Annotated in this window: 12 protein-coding genes and 1 pseudogene; 7 read left to right on the plus strand and 6 right to left on the minus strand. The window is 56.3% G+C overall.

Going from position 1 to position 15,154, the window contains the following annotated elements:
* Positions 1 to 277 precede the first annotated feature (277 nt).
* Positions 278 to 634 carry a DUF6124 family protein gene (locus tag LOY38_RS19180; protein ID WP_258696591.1) on the plus strand — a complete coding sequence of 119 codons (357 nt, stop codon included), beginning with the start codon at positions 278 to 280 and terminating at the stop codon, positions 632 to 634.
* Between the two features lie 15 nt (positions 635 to 649).
* Here the strand turns inward: LOY38_RS19180 and LOY38_RS19185 are convergent.
* From LOY38_RS19185 to ggt, 4 genes and pseudogenes are all read right to left on the minus strand, one after another.
* Positions 650 to 1,404 (minus strand): annotated as a pseudogene (locus tag LOY38_RS19185) (response regulator transcription factor); the annotation flags it as partial.
* Between the two features lie 131 nt (positions 1,405 to 1,535).
* Positions 1,536 to 2,567, minus strand: coding sequence for a lysozyme inhibitor LprI family protein (locus LOY38_RS19190; protein ID WP_258696592.1), 1,032 nt, complete (start codon positions 2,565 to 2,567; stop codon positions 1,536 to 1,538).
* A gap of 183 nt (positions 2,568 to 2,750) precedes the next feature.
* Positions 2,751 to 3,284, minus strand: a complete 534-nt coding sequence (locus LOY38_RS19195) for a cysteine hydrolase family protein (RefSeq protein ID WP_258696593.1) — start codon at positions 3,282 to 3,284, stop codon at positions 2,751 to 2,753.
* 245 nt (positions 3,285 to 3,529) lie between these two features.
* Positions 3,530 to 5,257, minus strand: coding sequence for a gamma-glutamyltransferase (ggt, locus tag LOY38_RS19200; protein WP_258696594.1), 1,728 nt, complete (start codon positions 5,255 to 5,257; stop codon positions 3,530 to 3,532).
* 152 nt (positions 5,258 to 5,409) lie between these two features.
* On the opposite strand from ggt, the gene LOY38_RS19205 reads away from it, so the two are divergent.
* Positions 5,410 to 5,925 (plus strand): methylated-DNA--[protein]-cysteine S-methyltransferase, encoded by a 516-nt coding sequence (locus LOY38_RS19205; RefSeq protein ID WP_258700757.1) that lies wholly within the window; start codon positions 5,410 to 5,412, stop codon positions 5,923 to 5,925.
* Positions 5,926 to 5,996: 71 nt separating this feature from the next.
* Here the strand turns inward: LOY38_RS19205 and LOY38_RS19210 are convergent, their stop codons facing one another.
* Positions 5,997 to 7,481, minus strand: a complete 1,485-nt coding sequence (locus LOY38_RS19210; RefSeq protein ID WP_258696595.1) for a hypothetical protein — start codon at positions 7,479 to 7,481, stop codon at positions 5,997 to 5,999.
* Between the two features lie 256 nt (positions 7,482 to 7,737).
* Positions 7,738 to 9,549: an ABC transporter ATP-binding protein gene (locus tag LOY38_RS19215; RefSeq protein ID WP_258696596.1), complete on the minus strand. Its 1,812-nt coding sequence runs from the start codon at positions 9,547 to 9,549 to the stop codon at positions 7,738 to 7,740.
* 236 nt (positions 9,550 to 9,785) lie between these two features.
* Here LOY38_RS19215 and LOY38_RS19220 point away from each other — a divergent pair, with 236 nt between their 5' ends.
* The 5 genes from LOY38_RS19220 (at position 9,786) to LOY38_RS19240 (ending at position 14,886) form a co-directional block, all read left to right on the plus strand.
* Entirely contained in the window at positions 9,786 to 10,199 is a 414-nt protein-coding gene (locus LOY38_RS19220; RefSeq protein ID WP_258696597.1) for a VOC family protein, read from the plus strand.
* Between the two features lie 603 nt (positions 10,200 to 10,802).
* The gene (locus LOY38_RS19225) at positions 10,803 to 11,534 is read left to right on the plus strand and encodes a winged helix-turn-helix domain-containing protein (protein ID WP_258696598.1); all 732 of its coding nucleotides are present in this window, start codon (positions 10,803 to 10,805) and stop codon (positions 11,532 to 11,534) included.
* A gap of 12 nt (positions 11,535 to 11,546) precedes the next feature.
* Complete coding sequence (locus tag LOY38_RS19230; protein ID WP_309475882.1) at positions 11,547 to 12,302, plus strand: EAL domain-containing protein; 756 nt, start codon at positions 11,547 to 11,549, stop codon at positions 12,300 to 12,302.
* Positions 12,303 to 12,340: 38 nt separating this feature from the next.
* Positions 12,341 to 13,009: a winged helix-turn-helix domain-containing protein gene (locus tag LOY38_RS19235; RefSeq protein WP_258696600.1), complete on the plus strand. Its 669-nt coding sequence runs from the start codon at positions 12,341 to 12,343 to the stop codon at positions 13,007 to 13,009.
* 482 nt (positions 13,010 to 13,491) lie between these two features.
* The gene (locus LOY38_RS19240) at positions 13,492 to 14,886 is read left to right on the plus strand and encodes an undecaprenyl-phosphate glucose phosphotransferase (RefSeq protein ID WP_258696601.1); all 1,395 of its coding nucleotides are present in this window, start codon (positions 13,492 to 13,494) and stop codon (positions 14,884 to 14,886) included.
* Positions 14,887 to 15,154 lie beyond the last annotated feature (268 nt).

Below are 15,154 nucleotides of genomic sequence, written 5' to 3' on the forward strand. Positions count from 1 at the left end.
TTGCGCCGTTGCCTACGGCTGCACCAGAATCCGCCGGCTTGTGCGCCTTGGGGTCACTCGGTAACTTGATTCGTGTCACTGCCCATCAGTGATCGGGTTTAGCAGCCCGTCGTGACGAAGCGCATCTGCATCCAGACAGTCAACTTTATGGTAGCTGTGCGCAGGGCGCCCTCGGGCGCGCCGGATTCGTCTCCGCCGGTCTGCTAACCTGCACACAGCTGCCACCATTCGTTTAGCAGCGATTCGGTGATGGCTCCATATTGTTGGAGACTTAAATATGTTCAAGGTCACACCCAATCCGCCGGACACCGATCCGGTCTCCCCATACGAACCCGATTCAAAGAAGCTCAACGAGGCCGCCGAGCGGGCTCTGAACTTCCACTTCCCGTCGAATGCCGACATCAAAGCCACCCCTCGAAAACGCAGCACCCTGTTTTCCGTGGACCCAGAAGCCACGGCCGAAACCCTGGCGGTTTTTTTGGTCGAGACGCTGGCCTCGGTCGATGTGATGGTCCACCAGTTGGTGGACCATCTGGAGGGTGAGTCGCGCTACGCCCTGCTCGGCATCTCAAACAGCATCATGGTGGCGGAGATCACGGCGAACCGGGTGCTGGATAAAATTGCTACGCCTTAGAAAGGTGAGCTCCATTCTCCTTGTAGTATCCGAGGTCGAGGTCGGTGAACGCAGCACAGTACCCAGCTCCACCTTGCTCTTCACGCCCAGCTGCAAGTAGCAGTTGCGCAGATAGGTGCGCACTGTCGCCGGACTCAAAGCAAGGATTTTGGCAATCCCCTTGTAGGAATGGCCGGCAGCGGACAGCATCGCTGCCGTCCGCTCGCGAGGTGCAAGCACCGCCCCCCGCGACTGCGCTTCGAGCGACAGGATGACATGCTCGGCGTTGGGGCTCAGCGTCAGGGCACGGCGGCCCAGGCCCATGACGCAAGGTGCCTTTTGCAGTTGCGCGATCACCTGCGCGGGCAGCATTGAACCGCCCCACCCTGGCAACTCACGCTCAATGACTGCGCACAGCGTGGCCCCCACGTACAGCAAACTGCCGTCCATGCGCGCGACGCCAAAGTCAGATGCCCCGTTGCCCGTGTCGAAGCGGATCATGTCCTGCACCTGAAATCGCCACAGCTGCAACAGGTGGTCGCAGAAGGCCGAAAACAGATCGGCTTCGCTGTCGTTGAAAGACGGTGCTTCAAGGCCTCGGTAGATGCGGACATCTCGCCCCACCAGGCCGAAGCGAAGGGGACCAGCTCGCGGAATACTTGCAGGCCGTCTGTGATGAACCGGGATGCGCCGCGATCTCGAGCAAGACGCCCCAGGTGCAACACGCAAAGATTGAACGCCTTCAGCAGTGCCGTCGACGTCTTGGCGCCGACCTCATCACCCTCCTCCATCGTTCTGATCCCGTTCGCTGCATGGTGTATTTTTTTGACCATGCCATAGGCGCAGCGAATGCTTCCAGCCCTGGGTAGTTGTCTTGGGACCGATAGTCTTCAACCTGAATGAGCCCGTACTGCATAGCGGCTTAGGGCATCAGGTCCAACGGCATAATCTGCCCTTTCGCTCGCTCGTCATACCAACGTTGCAGTGCATCGGGTAAGCGCCCTTTCCAACTCGACATGTTGGTGTAGTAACGGGCTCGAGAATTGTTCTGCTCATCGAACACCAGCAGCACCAGCCAAAACCGGGCGTCTGCTGCACGCATGAGAATGGCGGCATTGGTATTGCCCAGCCCGCGCACCCACATTTCAGTCACTTCAGCACCCGGCAGGTCATTCGACTCGTCACCGATCAGCCTGGAACTGCTGCTGTCCATCAACGTCTGGTAATCGTCCTTGAGCAATTGCCGCAGCTCGTCATCTTCCTGCTGCGTACGCACAAGACCCAGACTGAGCAAATTGTAGTCCAGAGCCAAAGCCTGTTCCGACGCTACATAACGCCCAGCGTAAAACACACCCATGCCGGCTCCACAGTCGGCATCGGCACCTTCTTGTGTGACATCGAGAACGCCATTGATGGCTTTGAAGGTCAAGGCGCAGGCGCCTTCGATGTAATGCGCCTGGGTGTCGTCGAGTTTGGCGATGCCGTTCAGGTTGCCAGAATTGGCGCCACTCGCAGCCGATATTTCGAAACCCAGATGAGTCGAGTCCCGACGTGTTGTCTTCAACTCGGCTCCCGTCGAAACGCCCCAGAGAATGCGCTGCCAAGTGGTGTCCCAGTTAAACGGAATGGCCGCGTATTCGAGTTCGGTGATTCGCATCAGGTATTGCTGGCGCAGACAATCGATTTGCTCTGAACAGTGATTGCGTTGTTTCAGCCACTGACGTTGGTCTTCTTTTAAAGCTTTAGGGTCGGCGACTTTTGCCAGCGTCGAACGCCAGATTTTTGCCAGTTTTTGGTCCAGCTTCGAAGTATAGGGGTCGGCGCAAATGGCTTTTTCACTGGGGCTGGCGGCACTGGTGCAATCGAAGCTACTGCCGTGGGTTGCGGCAGAGAATGCGAGAAACATCAGCAGTAAAGCGCAGCGAGCGTTAGAGCAGAACAAGGTCGGGGGCATGGGCAGATTCCATTCTTTGAGCGCGCCAGTATGCCGAGACAAGCGCGAAAAGGCGCTTGTTCTGGTATGGCCTCTTCACGGGCAGCCTCGCTCCTACAGGATTTTTGTCGCTCAAATTTCGGGCAAACCCGCTTCCACATAGATTGCACTTAACTGACTGAAATCAGAACAAGCCCCTTGGTTCTAGATTTTGACTTCGCTGGCCGGCACGACATCGATCCGCGCCACGGAACCGGTCAGATGCGCCAGATCCTTGTTGTGTTCGGCGATGATGTCTTCGGCGCTCATCGTGCCATTGTCGATAGTGGAATGGGCATCGGCCGCCAGCACTACGTCGTAGCCCAATTGATGCGCCTGGCGCACGGTGGCGTTAATGCAGTAGTCGGTTTGCAGGCCGCAGATGATCAGGCGCTCGACGTCCAGCTCTTGCAGCTGTTCATGCAAGTGGGTCTGGTAGAACGAATCCGGGGCGGTTTTACGCATGCGCAGGTCTTGGGGTGAAGTCTTCAGGCCGTCGGCCAGTTGCCAACCTTCGCCACCGTATTGCAGCAGGTCGCCCTCTTCTTCGTGCTGGATCAGGATCACCGGCAGTCCGGCGGCTCGGGCTTTGGTACTGAGGCCATTAATGGTTTCGATGATGCGCTGGATGTCGAAGCATTCATATTCGCCGGTGCACAGCGCGCGTTGGACGTCGATGATCAGGAGTGCGGTGCTCATGGCTTCCTTCCTTAGAGAGGTCGCTGGAACGATGGATTTCAACTCCCTTTTAGCCTGTGTAGCAGCTGTCGAGCTTGCGAGGCTGCGTTCGAGCCCCTGTAGGAGCGGGCGCAGCCTGCGATCTTTTGCCTTTGATGTCAGCGAAAGCAAGATCAAAAGATCGTCCGATCGCGGCCCGAGCCTTCGGCAGTTCCTACGGGGATCAGGGCCACCCGGGGAGTTCAGGTGGCCGATGATCGCCTGTTTCAGTAACCGAGTGACAACCCGGTATTACGCCGTGGGTCGTTCGCCCCATAGAAGCGGTTCTTGCCCACTGGCTTGCCTTCCAGCGAAGGCGCACCTACCAGAATAGCCGCGATATGGTTGGGGTCCTGCGGCTTGGCAAATTTGTGTCCCCAACTTTCGAGCATCTTCTTGGTGTCCGGGCTGGTGGCGAAGTTCTCCAGGTTGGTTTCTTCCGGCAGCCACTGCTGGTGGAAACGCGGCGCATCCACCGCTTCCTGGATGTTCATGCCGTAGTCGATCACGTTGAGGATGGTCAGCAAGGTTGCGGTGATGATGCGGCTGCCACCGGGAGTGCCGACGACCATGACGACTTTGCCGTCCTTGGTGACGATGGTCGGGCTCATGGACGACAGCGGGGCTTTGCCGGGGGCGATGGCGTTGGCCTCCCCTTGTACCAGGCCGTACATGTTCGGCACGCCGACTTTCGAGGTGAAGTCGTCCATTTCATCGTTGAGGATGACCCCGGTTTTGCTCGCCATCACGCCGGCGCCGAACCAGTCGTTGAGGGTGTAGGTTACCGACACTGCGTTGCCCCATTTGTCGACGATCGAGTAATGGGTGGTGTTGCTGCCTTCGTGGGGCGCTACGCCGGGTTTGAGCTCACGGGACACGCCGGCCTTTTGCGGGTCGATGGCGGTGCGAATTTTGGTCGCGTAGTTTTTATCCAGCAAATGGGCGATCGGGTTTTTCACGAAGTCCGGGTCGCCGAGGTAGCTGTTGCGGTCCACATACGCGTGGCGCATCGCTTCGATCTGGTAGTGCATGGCCTGAGCCGAGCGGTAGCCCAGGTCTTTCATCGGGTAGCCGTCGAGAATGTTCATGATCTCGCAGATCACCACGCCACCGGAGCTTGGCGGCGGCGCCGAGACCACGTGGTAGCCACGGTAGTCGCACTCGATCGGTGCCAGTTCGCGGGTCTGGTATTTGTCGAGGTCAGCCTGGGTGATGATGCCCTTATTGGCCTGACTGGAGGTGACGATGGCGTCGGCCACCCAGCCTTTATAGAAACCATCGGGGCCCTTCTCGGAAATTTCCCGCAGGGTTTTACTCAGGTCTTTCTGCACCAGTTTCTGGCCGACCTGCATCGGCTCGCCGTTGCTCAGGAAGATCGAGCCCGAGTCGCGCATGTCTTTCTTGAAGACGTCGGTGGCGTACTCCAGCAAATCGACATCGCCCTGCTCCAGCACAAAGCCGTCTTCGGCAAGCTTGATTGCCGGGGCGATCACTTCCTTGCGGGGTTTGGTGCCGTATTTCTTCAGCGCCAACTCCATGCCGGACACGGTGCCCGGCACGCCGACGGCCAAGTGACCACGGGTGCTGAGATCCGGGATGACATTGCCCTGCTTGTCGAGGTACATGTCGGCGGTGGCGGCCAGCGGGGCTTTCTCACGGAAGTCGAGGAAGGTCTTGCGCCCGTCCGCCAATTGAATCGTCATGAAACCGCCACCGCCCAGGTTGCCTGCCGCGGGGTACACCACCGCCAGCGCATAACCCACCGCCACGGCGGCATCGACAGCATTGCCGCCGTTCTTGAGGACATCGACGCCGACGTGGCTGGCCAGATGCTGGGCGGTAACGACCATGCCGTTTTCGGCCGCGACCGGGGCAACGGAGGCCGCGTGAGCCGTCAGGCAGCTCAGCGCCAATGTGGTCGCCATGAGCGATTTGGCAAAAGGTTCGAACTTCATGAGTCGGTCTCTTTTTGTTTTTAGGCTCTGTACAAGAACAGAGGGATCGGTTCAAGAGCAGTAGGCAAGTATGGCCGGGATTGCGTATTGCGCCTCCCCGACGAGGCAGTATGCTTGGCCGCCTGTTCAGCACTTTTGCGGAGTCCGTCGGCATGACCTACACCTTCACCACCCTGGCGTCGCCGGTCGGCGAGTTAAAGTTGGTCGCCAAAGACGCGCGACTGGCAGCCATCCTCTGGGAAAACGACAAACCCGGCCGGGTAAGGCTGGGGCCGATGAGAGAAGCGGCGGACAAACCGATCCTGGTGCGCACCGCACAGCAGTTGCAGGAATACTTTGCCGGCACGCGTCATCGTTTCGAGCTGGAGCTGGACTTTGTCGGGACGGACTTTCAGAAGCAGGTGTGGCAGGCGTTGCTGACCATTCCGTTTGGCCAGACGCGCAGCTACAGCGAGATTGCCCGGCAGATCGGCAATCCCGGCGCGGTGCGGGCGGTGGGCGCGGCCAATGGTAAAAACCCGATTTCGATTGTCGCGCCGTGTCATCGGGTGATTGGCGCGTCGGGAAAATTGACCGGGTTTGCCGGTGGACTTGAGGCGAAAGAGCGGTTGCTGACGCTGGAAGGCTGCGAATGGTCGGGGGCCGGCAGGACGGGTGATTTGTTTTAACTGAAGAACCTTGACGGCCCATCAGACCCGCGACGCCGGCACGCGATCTGCTGATTCCGCTACGCCCTTCTTTAAAGACCCAAGACGGTATAAGTACGTACTGGAAAGGCCACGGCTGTCGCCAGATTCGCCACCTTGTCCATATTCAACTTGAACCTGATGGACAGTGTGCTTCCATCGCCCAGTTCCCGCAGGTAACTGTACGCAACATAGGTGCTGAAACTGCCGGATGAGGCCCACCCTCGAGTGACCGAGTTGCGCCCTCCCACCCACATCGTAAGATTGTGAGTGTCACCATTGGCGTTCCGACCTTCCAGATCCAGCCAAACCCGCTGCCCGGCGGCAATAAGTGGCCAGCTGCCAAACAGAAGAGTCGCGCCCTCCAACACGTCTTTCAAATCCAACACCGCCGTACCGTTCGCCTGGGTAATCACCGGGGCAATCAACTTATCTGCCGGGACAGTCTGCACGTTCAACGTCAGCGGTAGCGAGGTCACAGGCTCCGAGTTCTCTCGGATAACGGTGTAGGTCACTGTCACCGTTTTGCCCAGGCTAAAGGCTACCACTGCATTGCGCAGCGGTATTTCTCTGGGATGTGTACTACCGGCCTCGACGAAACCCGTGGTGTATGTACCCTCGGCCGGGGTGCCCGCCGCGCCTGTCCAGGTCACACTGATCCTGTCGGTGGGTTGCAGGGCGTATTGCACGACGGCAGTCAGGGAATCTTTGACCGCCACCGGGTTCAGGTTGGTGTTGTCAGGGTTTTCCTTGATGGACGGTGGCGGAAATTGCACCGCTGCAAGCGTTCTGACGGTGTAGGTTCGTAACGCAAACCTCACCGCCTCATCCTCATTCAGGCTCCTGCCCAGTGCCGCTTTGAACTCCAGGGTTAGCGTGCTGCCGTCCTTGAGCCCTTTCAGTGGGCTGGCCGAAAAGTTTTGCTGATGAAAGCCGTAGCGGATCCAGGGCTGACTGACGTTGTCGGTGGGAGCCTTCCAGTACGTAACGTTGAAAAGGCTACCGTCGGCGTTGGTTCCTTTCAGGTGCAGCCACACGTACTGACCATAAGCGATCAGTGGCCAGCCGTTCATGCGCAGGGTGAATTCAGTCAGGTCTCTCACGTCCAGCACCGAACCTGCGCCATAGTCGGGTGCTTGTGTAATGAACGGTCTGGGCAGCGCGTCTTGCGCAAGCGGCAACACAGTCAACGTCAGCGGTAGCGAGGTCACAGGCTCCGAGCTCTCTCGGATAACGGTGTAGGTCACCGTCACCGTTTTGCCCAGATTAAAGGCCACCATTGCTGTGTACAGCGGTATTTCTCTGGGATATGTACTACCGGCCTCGACGAAACCCGTGGTGTATGAACCCTCGGCCGGGGTGCCCGTCGCGCCTGTCCAGGTCACACTGATCCTGTCGGTGGGTTGCAGGGCGTACTGCACGACGGCAGTCAGGGTATCTTTGACCACCACCGGGTTCAGGTTGGTGTTGTCGGGGTTTTCCTTGATGGACGGTGGCGGCAGGTCGATGAGCGCTTCTGCGGCAGACGGAACATTCATTATTCTTTCCATGAGAGTGATTAACCTTGCCCCCCTTGGGACGCTGGTTCATCACACACCGGTTCGGGAACATGCGCTACTGTCAGAACTTATAGGTAAATGAATATTGCGGACGAATGGTAGGGTCCGTTGCACAAAATCCCCTGCGAGAGCGGGCTTGCTCGCGAAAGCGGTGTGCCATTCAACATTGATGTTGGCTGACCCGACGCCTTCGCGAGCAAGACCGCTCCCACAAGGAAATAGAGGTGCCTTCAGGCTATCGGTAACCGCGAGCCTGCACGCTGAACAACTGCGCATAGCGCCCACCCGCTTCGACCAGGCTGTCGTGATCGCCTCGCTCGAGGATCGATCCCTGGTCCAGCACGATGATGTGGTCGGCATTGCGCACGCTGGAGAAGCGGTGAGAAATCAGCAACGTCATGCGGCCTTCGGTGTGTTGGCTGAAATGCTCGAACACCGCCGCTTCCGCCGCCGGGTCCAGGGCCGAGGTTGGCTCATCCAGAATCAGGATATCGGCATCGCGGCGCATGTAAGCGCGAGACAAGGCGATCTTTTGCCATTGCCCACCGGACAGTTCCTGCCCACCGGCGAACCACCGCCCCAATTGCGTGGCGTAACCGCGATCCAGACGCTCGATGAAAGGCGCGGCCATGCCCTCGGCGGCCGCCTGCCGCCAACGCGCTTCATCGTTGAACGCCTGGGTATCGCCCACGCCGATGTTCTCGCCCACGGAGAATTGGTAGCGAATGTAGTCCTGGAAGATCACGCCGATGCGCCGTCTCAGCGCCTCTTCTGCCCAGGACTGCAAATCGCTGCCGTCCAGTAAAATACGGCCCTGGTCGGGGCGATACAGCCGAGTCAGCAACTTGATCAGCGTGGTTTTACCCGAACCGTTTTCCCCCACCAGTGCAACGCTGTGTCCGGGCAACAAGTGCAGATCGATGCCCTGCAAAGCGGCTCGGCTCGCCCCCGGATAACGGAAACCGACGTTCTCGAAACGCAAACCATCGCCGGGCACCGCGCCCACGATAAGGCTTCCGGTGTCGGCCACCACCGGCTCGGCCAAATACTCGTAGAGGCTGGACAGGTAAAGACCATCCTCGTAGAGACCGCTGATCGCGCTCAAGCTGCTGCTCACGGCGGCCTGCCCCTGCTTGAACAGCACCAGGTACATGGTCATTTGCCCGAGGCTGATGCTGCCGTGAACGGTATCGACCACGACCCAGGCATAGGCCAGATAAAACGCAGCGGTGCCCAGCAGCCCCAGCACAAAACCCCAGCCATCGCGACGCAGTGTCAGGCGTCGGTCTTCGGCGTAAAGACGAGCAAACGTGTCCCGATAACGCTTCAACAGCAGCGGCGCGAAACCGAACAGCTTCACCTCTTTGATGTAGCCCTCATGGGAGAGCAGTGTCTCGATGTAGTTCTGCTGCCGACTCTCCGGCGCCCGGCGCGTGAACAGCCGAAAGGCATCCCCGGAAAAATGCGCTTCGGCAAAAAACACCGGCAACGCCCCGACCACCAGCAACACCAGCGCCCACGGCGAAAAATGCACCAGCAACACACCGAAGCTGATCAACACGATCAGGTTCTGGATCAGCCCCAGCGACTTCATCACCAGCGCCAACGGCCGGGTCGACGCTTCGCGCCGCACCCGAACCAGCTTGTCGTAGAACTCGGAATTTTCGAACTGGACCAACGATAACGTCTGGGCCTTCTCCAGAATCATCGTGTTGACCTTCTGCCCCAACTGCACCCGCAACAACGACTGCTGCACCGACAGTGCGCGCTGCGTCCCGGACAGCAACGCAAGCACGCCCGCCTCAAACAACACATAGCGCACAACCGGCCACAACGGTGCGCTGCCCTGCTGGGCGTGCAACTGCATGGCGGTGACGACCGCATCGACAATCCGCTGCCCCAACCAGGCCGCCAGTGCCGGCAGCACACCGGCGATCAGCGTCGCCAGCACCAACCCCAGAAACAGCCCGCGAGACGTTCCCCAGACCAGCAGCAAGGCACGTCTGGCCTGGTCGAGCAACGAGGCGAAACGGATAAGGACAGGCATAGGGCGATGGACTCGGTAGCGGATATCAGAGAAGCGCGGCAGGCTCTACAGTACGTGGAATGAGCCAGCCACTCTACGTGGATATGACGCGATAAGCCTCGCCTCGCCCATAGTAAGGACATCTAAAAAAACACCATCACTCGCTACGTTTTAGCGCCTTGCTATGGAGAGTCAATGCCCATCGGGACTCGAGGATGAGCCCCCGATGGCCCCCACTCCATGACCGGGAGCCGATCATGAAAATCAACCCCTACCTGATCTTCAACGGCGACTGCCAGGCCGCTTTCACGTTCTACGCCAAAAGCTTGCCTGGCAAGATCGAAGTCATGATGACCTTCGGTGAAACCCCGGCTCGTGACCACGTTCCGGCGGACTGCCACAACCTGATCATTCATACGCGTCTGTTGGTGGGCGATCAGGCGATCATGGGGTCGGACACCACACCTGATCGCCCTACCACGGGCATGAGCGGTTGTTCGGTTTCGTTGAATGTCGACAGTGTGGCGGAGGCAGAGCAGGTATTTGCTGCGTTGGCGGAGGGTGGAAGTATTCAGATGCCATTGAACGCGACGTTCTGGGCGGCACGTTTCGGGATGCTGGTCGATCGGTTTGGCGTGTCATGGATGGTTAATTGCGAAAAGGATCAGTAACCGCTCTACTCCCCGGTTAGTACATAAAATTAATGGCGCTTTAATATCAACTTTAGCTTTTTTTATTAAATAGCCAGACGAAATAACTACAGGTTCACAAATTCAGCCTTTGACACAAAATATTACGAATATAATGCAAAAGGAGTCAATTAATATAGGCCCCTGCCTCGTTCGCCCTAAAAAGAGGCAACATTTGAACTGACGCCTTCCGAGAGCGCGCCTACACTGCCATAGAACACCGTGGAATATCCTTATAAATCAACTCCAGTTTTCAAAAATGCGGACCTTCGCACAATTCATACGCAAGACTACTCAGTTATGCCTCGTTCTGTAGCCTGATCGGGAGATCGGCCACGCGTCTGTATTGTTCATGGAAAAGCCAACCGAGAGCGTCTAGTCCGACGGAAAGGGCACTCCAACTAAAGTCGGATATCAAAAAAACAAATTGGCTAAAGCCTCCACAGTTGGCTATGCCATTGAAATCTGCTGAAACTACTGACGATGGAATGCGCCTTTTGACGAGGCCGAAATGTTATAAAAAGTCAGATAACTTCAGTATTTTGTGTATTAAGATTGCAACGCCAGCACATATGAGTAATTTACATGATGAGTACTGAGAGCAAGATCGAAAATAGCCAGAGGGGTATTCTCGCTATTGGGCGCACTTGGCGCTCGACAGAGAAACTACGCCAACTATTTGTACCCAATCTCACGCATGTTTATACATTAGATTACCCAAACCCGCTAAGCCTTGATATCGAAACTCAGACGCTCGATACCGTACTGATCGATATTGAAACTCCCTCCCTTCTTAATGACTGCCTGGCGCTGATTAAGAAACTACGTACAACTCCGACAGAACTGACCATTATCGCTGCAATCAATTATCGCTCTCCGCACACTAAAATTGAATGCTACCTGGCCGGTGCCGACCACTGCATCAATGTACCTAACGACCAGGATGAAAAGGCCAGGTTAATTTCAGAGCTGCTCGAAACGCCTGAATGGAAACCCTCCATCAAATTGATCCTGGACCAAACATGCCTGCACTTATACAACGATGAGTACAAACTGGATCTGGCCTATCAGGAAATGAAAGCCCTGGATGCGCTTATCAACGCAGAAGGCAATATCCTGCACCACGATTGCATGGCCGAATCCATGGGATTGAATATAAAACTCTATGACTCACGCGTTTTGGAGAAATCCATAAGCCGGCTGCGAAATAAAATCAAAAAACACTTTGGCATTAACATCATTCACAGCGTTCGCGGTTATGGTTATCGGTTGCTTCGAGGGGTCGTATCAGTCAACCCAGCAGACTTTCACTCTTAAAGGGACTAAATGATGGAGTCCAGCAGGCAATATACAGTGCAAGAAAATTTCGCATTGGTCTTCTTCAGGCAATCGATTCTCAAACGAAACGATGAACTGTTCGGCAGTGAAATCTATGCCAAGGCGACCAAACAGCAGACACCTCTGAACAAGAGCTATCAGCAACTGCACCCCGATCACCCGCTGGCGATCTATCGCGAAGTACTGATGCGGATCCAATTAAATGCCCTTTCACAGATCGAGGCCATACCTTCCCCGTCCGTACAGGCACCCAACAAACTGTTCATGAGCATGAACCCATCCGCTTTGTTGGATAAAGCACTCATCAAGGAACTGAGTGACGCTCAGACGACACTCAAGAAGCATGAGCAACAGCTGATCCCCAGCATTAACAGCAGTTCGTTCCTTGCGTTCAACCTCAAAGAAAAAAGAACCATTATCAATCACATTCACTTATTGAAGGACAACGGGATCGAGATCGCTTTCGATGGCTATGACTTAAGCGATGACAGCGCTGAAAAACTGATCAGCCCGAAGCTGTTCGATTACATAAAAGTGGACTTGACCCGATCCAACTTCGACATCATGGTCGACAACAGCCAGGACTTTTTCAACCGCTCTTACGACTGCCTGAGCAGCATGATCCATGACAGCAAAATCAAGTTCATCGCGGACCGGGTGGAGCACAAAGCACTGCACACACTGGCCCGCAGCATGCCTTTCGATTTTTTCCAGGGGCGGTACTACTCCCCAACCGAGGTCATTTAAGCTTTAAAAATTTCACCGAACTAGGAAGGAGCCTTATTGTGAATACGCCAAATAACAGTTTTCTAATTTTCACCCGCGACCAACTGGCACGACAAGCAATCGAATCGCTTCTCGCACAGCGCCTGTATTTATCTTTCGAAATCGAGTCTGGCAAACTCAGCAGCGAACGCATCAGAAAGAGTCGATTCACGCACATCCTGCTCGACCAGGCAGACATATCGCTGAGCGATGTCAGTTTTATCCGCAAAAATCAAAAAGATGCAGAAATCATACTCATAACGCCCAACTCGGAACATTCAGAACTCCATCACTTCTCGCACTTCGGGATTGATGGCTTTCTCAAGAAGCCGGTGGCCGACGAAGAGTTCATCTCCGCAGTGAGCCGGGTTAAAGAGTCGCAGGGTAAACCCGAGATCTGGTGGTTTAACGCTGACGATAGAACACTGGTCAAGGAAGATATAACCATCCCATTGACCGGCACCGAATCGTTAATGCTCACCCAATTGGTCATCAGCGACCGACGGGTACTCAGCAAGAACGATCTTATTCTACGCATCGACAAAGACCCGGAGCATTACAGCGGTCTTGAAATGTGCTTGAGCCGGTTGCAGAAGAAGTTCAAAACTGCCGCCAACGGAGAACGACTGGTTCGCTCGGTCAGAAACCGTGGTTATTGCCTGGCACAAAGGATAAGAGTCGCTTACTGAGCGAGATCGCAAAAACAATAATAATAAATGCGACCTCCCGTCCTACCCGATATCGCTTGACTGCCTGACCGCCTTGCACTGCACTTCCCGCCTCCTGTCATCCTCGCCATAGTTCCTGCCCGGCTTCCTCCCTCCTGTACTGGCAAGCGCTTATCGGAATACTGCAATTATATAGACGATTCAGTGATGTTCACCTAACAAAAGAGCACGACCTTTTATAACAAAGCCTCTGGCAGAGTGACCGTTATAATTCGTCAGACACCCACGAAGATTAAGGTACTAGTATAAAAACCAGACACTGAGACAACCGTATCAGCTGACTTGAAAACAAAAGCAGGATGGCCAGCCATAAGCCCGCGTTATTCCCTTCTAATAATAAAAAAATTCCTGACTTAAGCGCGCTCACCCAGCCTTTGCGCGTGGCTGCCATTTATTAACCGTCGACTGATACACAACGTGGCGCATGCCCGAGGGACACCGCGATGGTACATAATCGTATTAATCGAAACAGCATAACCAAAGGACTGACTTTCTGGGGGCAATGGATAATTGCCATCACTTCGGTCAATGCGTTGTTATTTGCTCTGGCGCTGTACCAGACAGGAGAAATCGACGCCCATTATCGTGTGCTTGCAGTGCTTACTTTCCTGGGTTCGGTCCCTTCCTACTCCCTGCTGCTGGTCTATCACAAGCAGCATGGCTACCTCACCGGCCTGGGACGCCTGCTGCTGGGTTGGCTACTGACGCTGGCCGGGCTGACCAGCATCGGCTTTCTCAGCAAGACCAGCGAATTGTTCTCCCGGGAGATCATCCTGGTCTGGGCCACGGCCGGTTATTGCGTGCAGGCCTTGCTGTACCTGCCCTTGCACAGTTTTTCCAGGCACTACCACCGGCAATTGCACAGCCAATACAACACCCTGATCATCGGCACTGACCAATTGGCGGTGAATCTGGCGGACAAACTGGCCAAAACCGACTATCCGCCGCTGGTCGGCCTGATCAGCTCAAAACCCAACGAACTGTCGACCAACGTCAATGCCCACAGGATCGTGGGTCAGTTGCAGGAACTGCGCGAGCTGATCCGGGTGCACGATGTCCGGCGGTTGTACATTGCGCTGCCCTTGAGCGAAGCCAAACAGGTAGAAGCGCTGTACATCGATCTTCTCGACTCGAATGTCGATGTGGTCTGGGTTCCCGACCTGGGCAGCATGACGTTGCTCAATCACTCCGTCAGCGAACTGGATGGCTTGCCCGCCATCCACCTCAATGAAAGCCCGCTGACCAGTTACCCGACGGCGGCGCTGAGCAAGACCCTGCTGGACAGAGGCCTCGCCGCGCTGGCGCTGATCGGCTTCAGTCCGCTGCTGCTGGTGATCGCCGTCGCGGTGAAGATCTCCTCCCCGGGGCCGATCATCTTCAAGCAGGAGCGCCATGGCTGGAACGGCAAGATCATCAAGGTCTGGAAGTTCCGCTCCATGCGCCTGCACGACGACCATCAGGTGCGTCAGGCCGGCCGTGAAGACCCGCGCATTACCGCGGTCGGCCGTTTCATACGACGCACGTCCATCGATGAACTGCCGCAGTTCTTCAACGTGCTGCAAGGCCATATGGCGCTGGTCGGGCCTCGGCCACATGCCATTGCCCACAATGACTACTACACCGGCAAGATCCGCGCCTACATGGCCCGTCATCGAATCAAACCGGGCATCACCGGGCTGGCCCAGATCAGTGGCTGCCGTGGCGAAACCGAAACCCTCGACAAGATGCAAAAGCGTGTGGAAATCGACCTCAACTACATCAACAACTGGTCGTTGTGGCTCGACATCAAGATCCTGATCAAGACCCCTTTCACACTCTTTTCCAAGGACATCTATTAACCCCCGCGATTCGCCCCCCGCCTGTTCTTCACCTTGTGGCTGACAAGGCCGCAGTCCGGGCAGTCAGATCTCTGACTGCCCGAACCCCCTTTCCCCGCCTCACCTCATTCGCCCTCTGTTTTGTAGCAGCTGCCGACGGCTGCACTCGCCTGTAGCAGCTGTCGAGCTTGCGAGGCTGCGTTCGGCTGCGTAGCAGTCGTGAATCCGGCTGACGCGGTTTGCCTGATGCACCGCAAGCTCTGGTTTGACGACTGCTGCGCAGCCGAAC

Source organism: Pseudomonas sp. B21-015 (assembly GCF_024749285.1).
Classification (GTDB): domain Bacteria; phylum Pseudomonadota; class Gammaproteobacteria; order Pseudomonadales; family Pseudomonadaceae; genus Aquipseudomonas.

Excerpts from the sequence above, each read along its gene's own strand:
- LOY38_RS19180 (WP_258696591.1), top strand. The coding sequence starts at position 278 with ATGTTCAAGGTCACACCCAATCCGCCGGACACCGATCCGGTCTCCCCA.
- LOY38_RS19190 (WP_258696592.1), bottom strand. The coding sequence starts at position 2,567 with ATGCCCCCGACCTTGTTCTGCTCTAACGCTCGCTGCGCTTTACTGCTG.
- LOY38_RS19195 (WP_258696593.1), bottom strand. The coding sequence starts at position 3,284 with ATGAGCACCGCACTCCTGATCATCGACGTCCAACGCGCGCTGTGCACC.
- ggt (WP_258696594.1), bottom strand. The coding sequence starts at position 5,257 with ATGAAGTTCGAACCTTTTGCCAAATCGCTCATGGCGACCACATTGGCG.
- LOY38_RS19205 (WP_258700757.1), top strand. The coding sequence starts at position 5,410 with ATGACCTACACCTTCACCACCCTGGCGTCGCCGGTCGGCGAGTTAAAG.
- LOY38_RS19210 (WP_258696595.1), bottom strand. The coding sequence starts at position 7,481 with ATGAATGTTCCGTCTGCCGCAGAAGCGCTCATCGACCTGCCGCCACCG.
- LOY38_RS19215 (WP_258696596.1), bottom strand. The coding sequence starts at position 9,549 with ATGCCTGTCCTTATCCGTTTCGCCTCGTTGCTCGACCAGGCCAGACGT.
- LOY38_RS19220 (WP_258696597.1), top strand. The coding sequence starts at position 9,786 with ATGAAAATCAACCCCTACCTGATCTTCAACGGCGACTGCCAGGCCGCT.
- LOY38_RS19225 (WP_258696598.1), top strand. The coding sequence starts at position 10,803 with ATGATGAGTACTGAGAGCAAGATCGAAAATAGCCAGAGGGGTATTCTC.
- LOY38_RS19230 (WP_309475882.1), top strand. The coding sequence starts at position 11,547 with ATGGAGTCCAGCAGGCAATATACAGTGCAAGAAAATTTCGCATTGGTC.
- LOY38_RS19240 (WP_258696601.1), top strand. The coding sequence starts at position 13,492 with ATGGTACATAATCGTATTAATCGAAACAGCATAACCAAAGGACTGACT.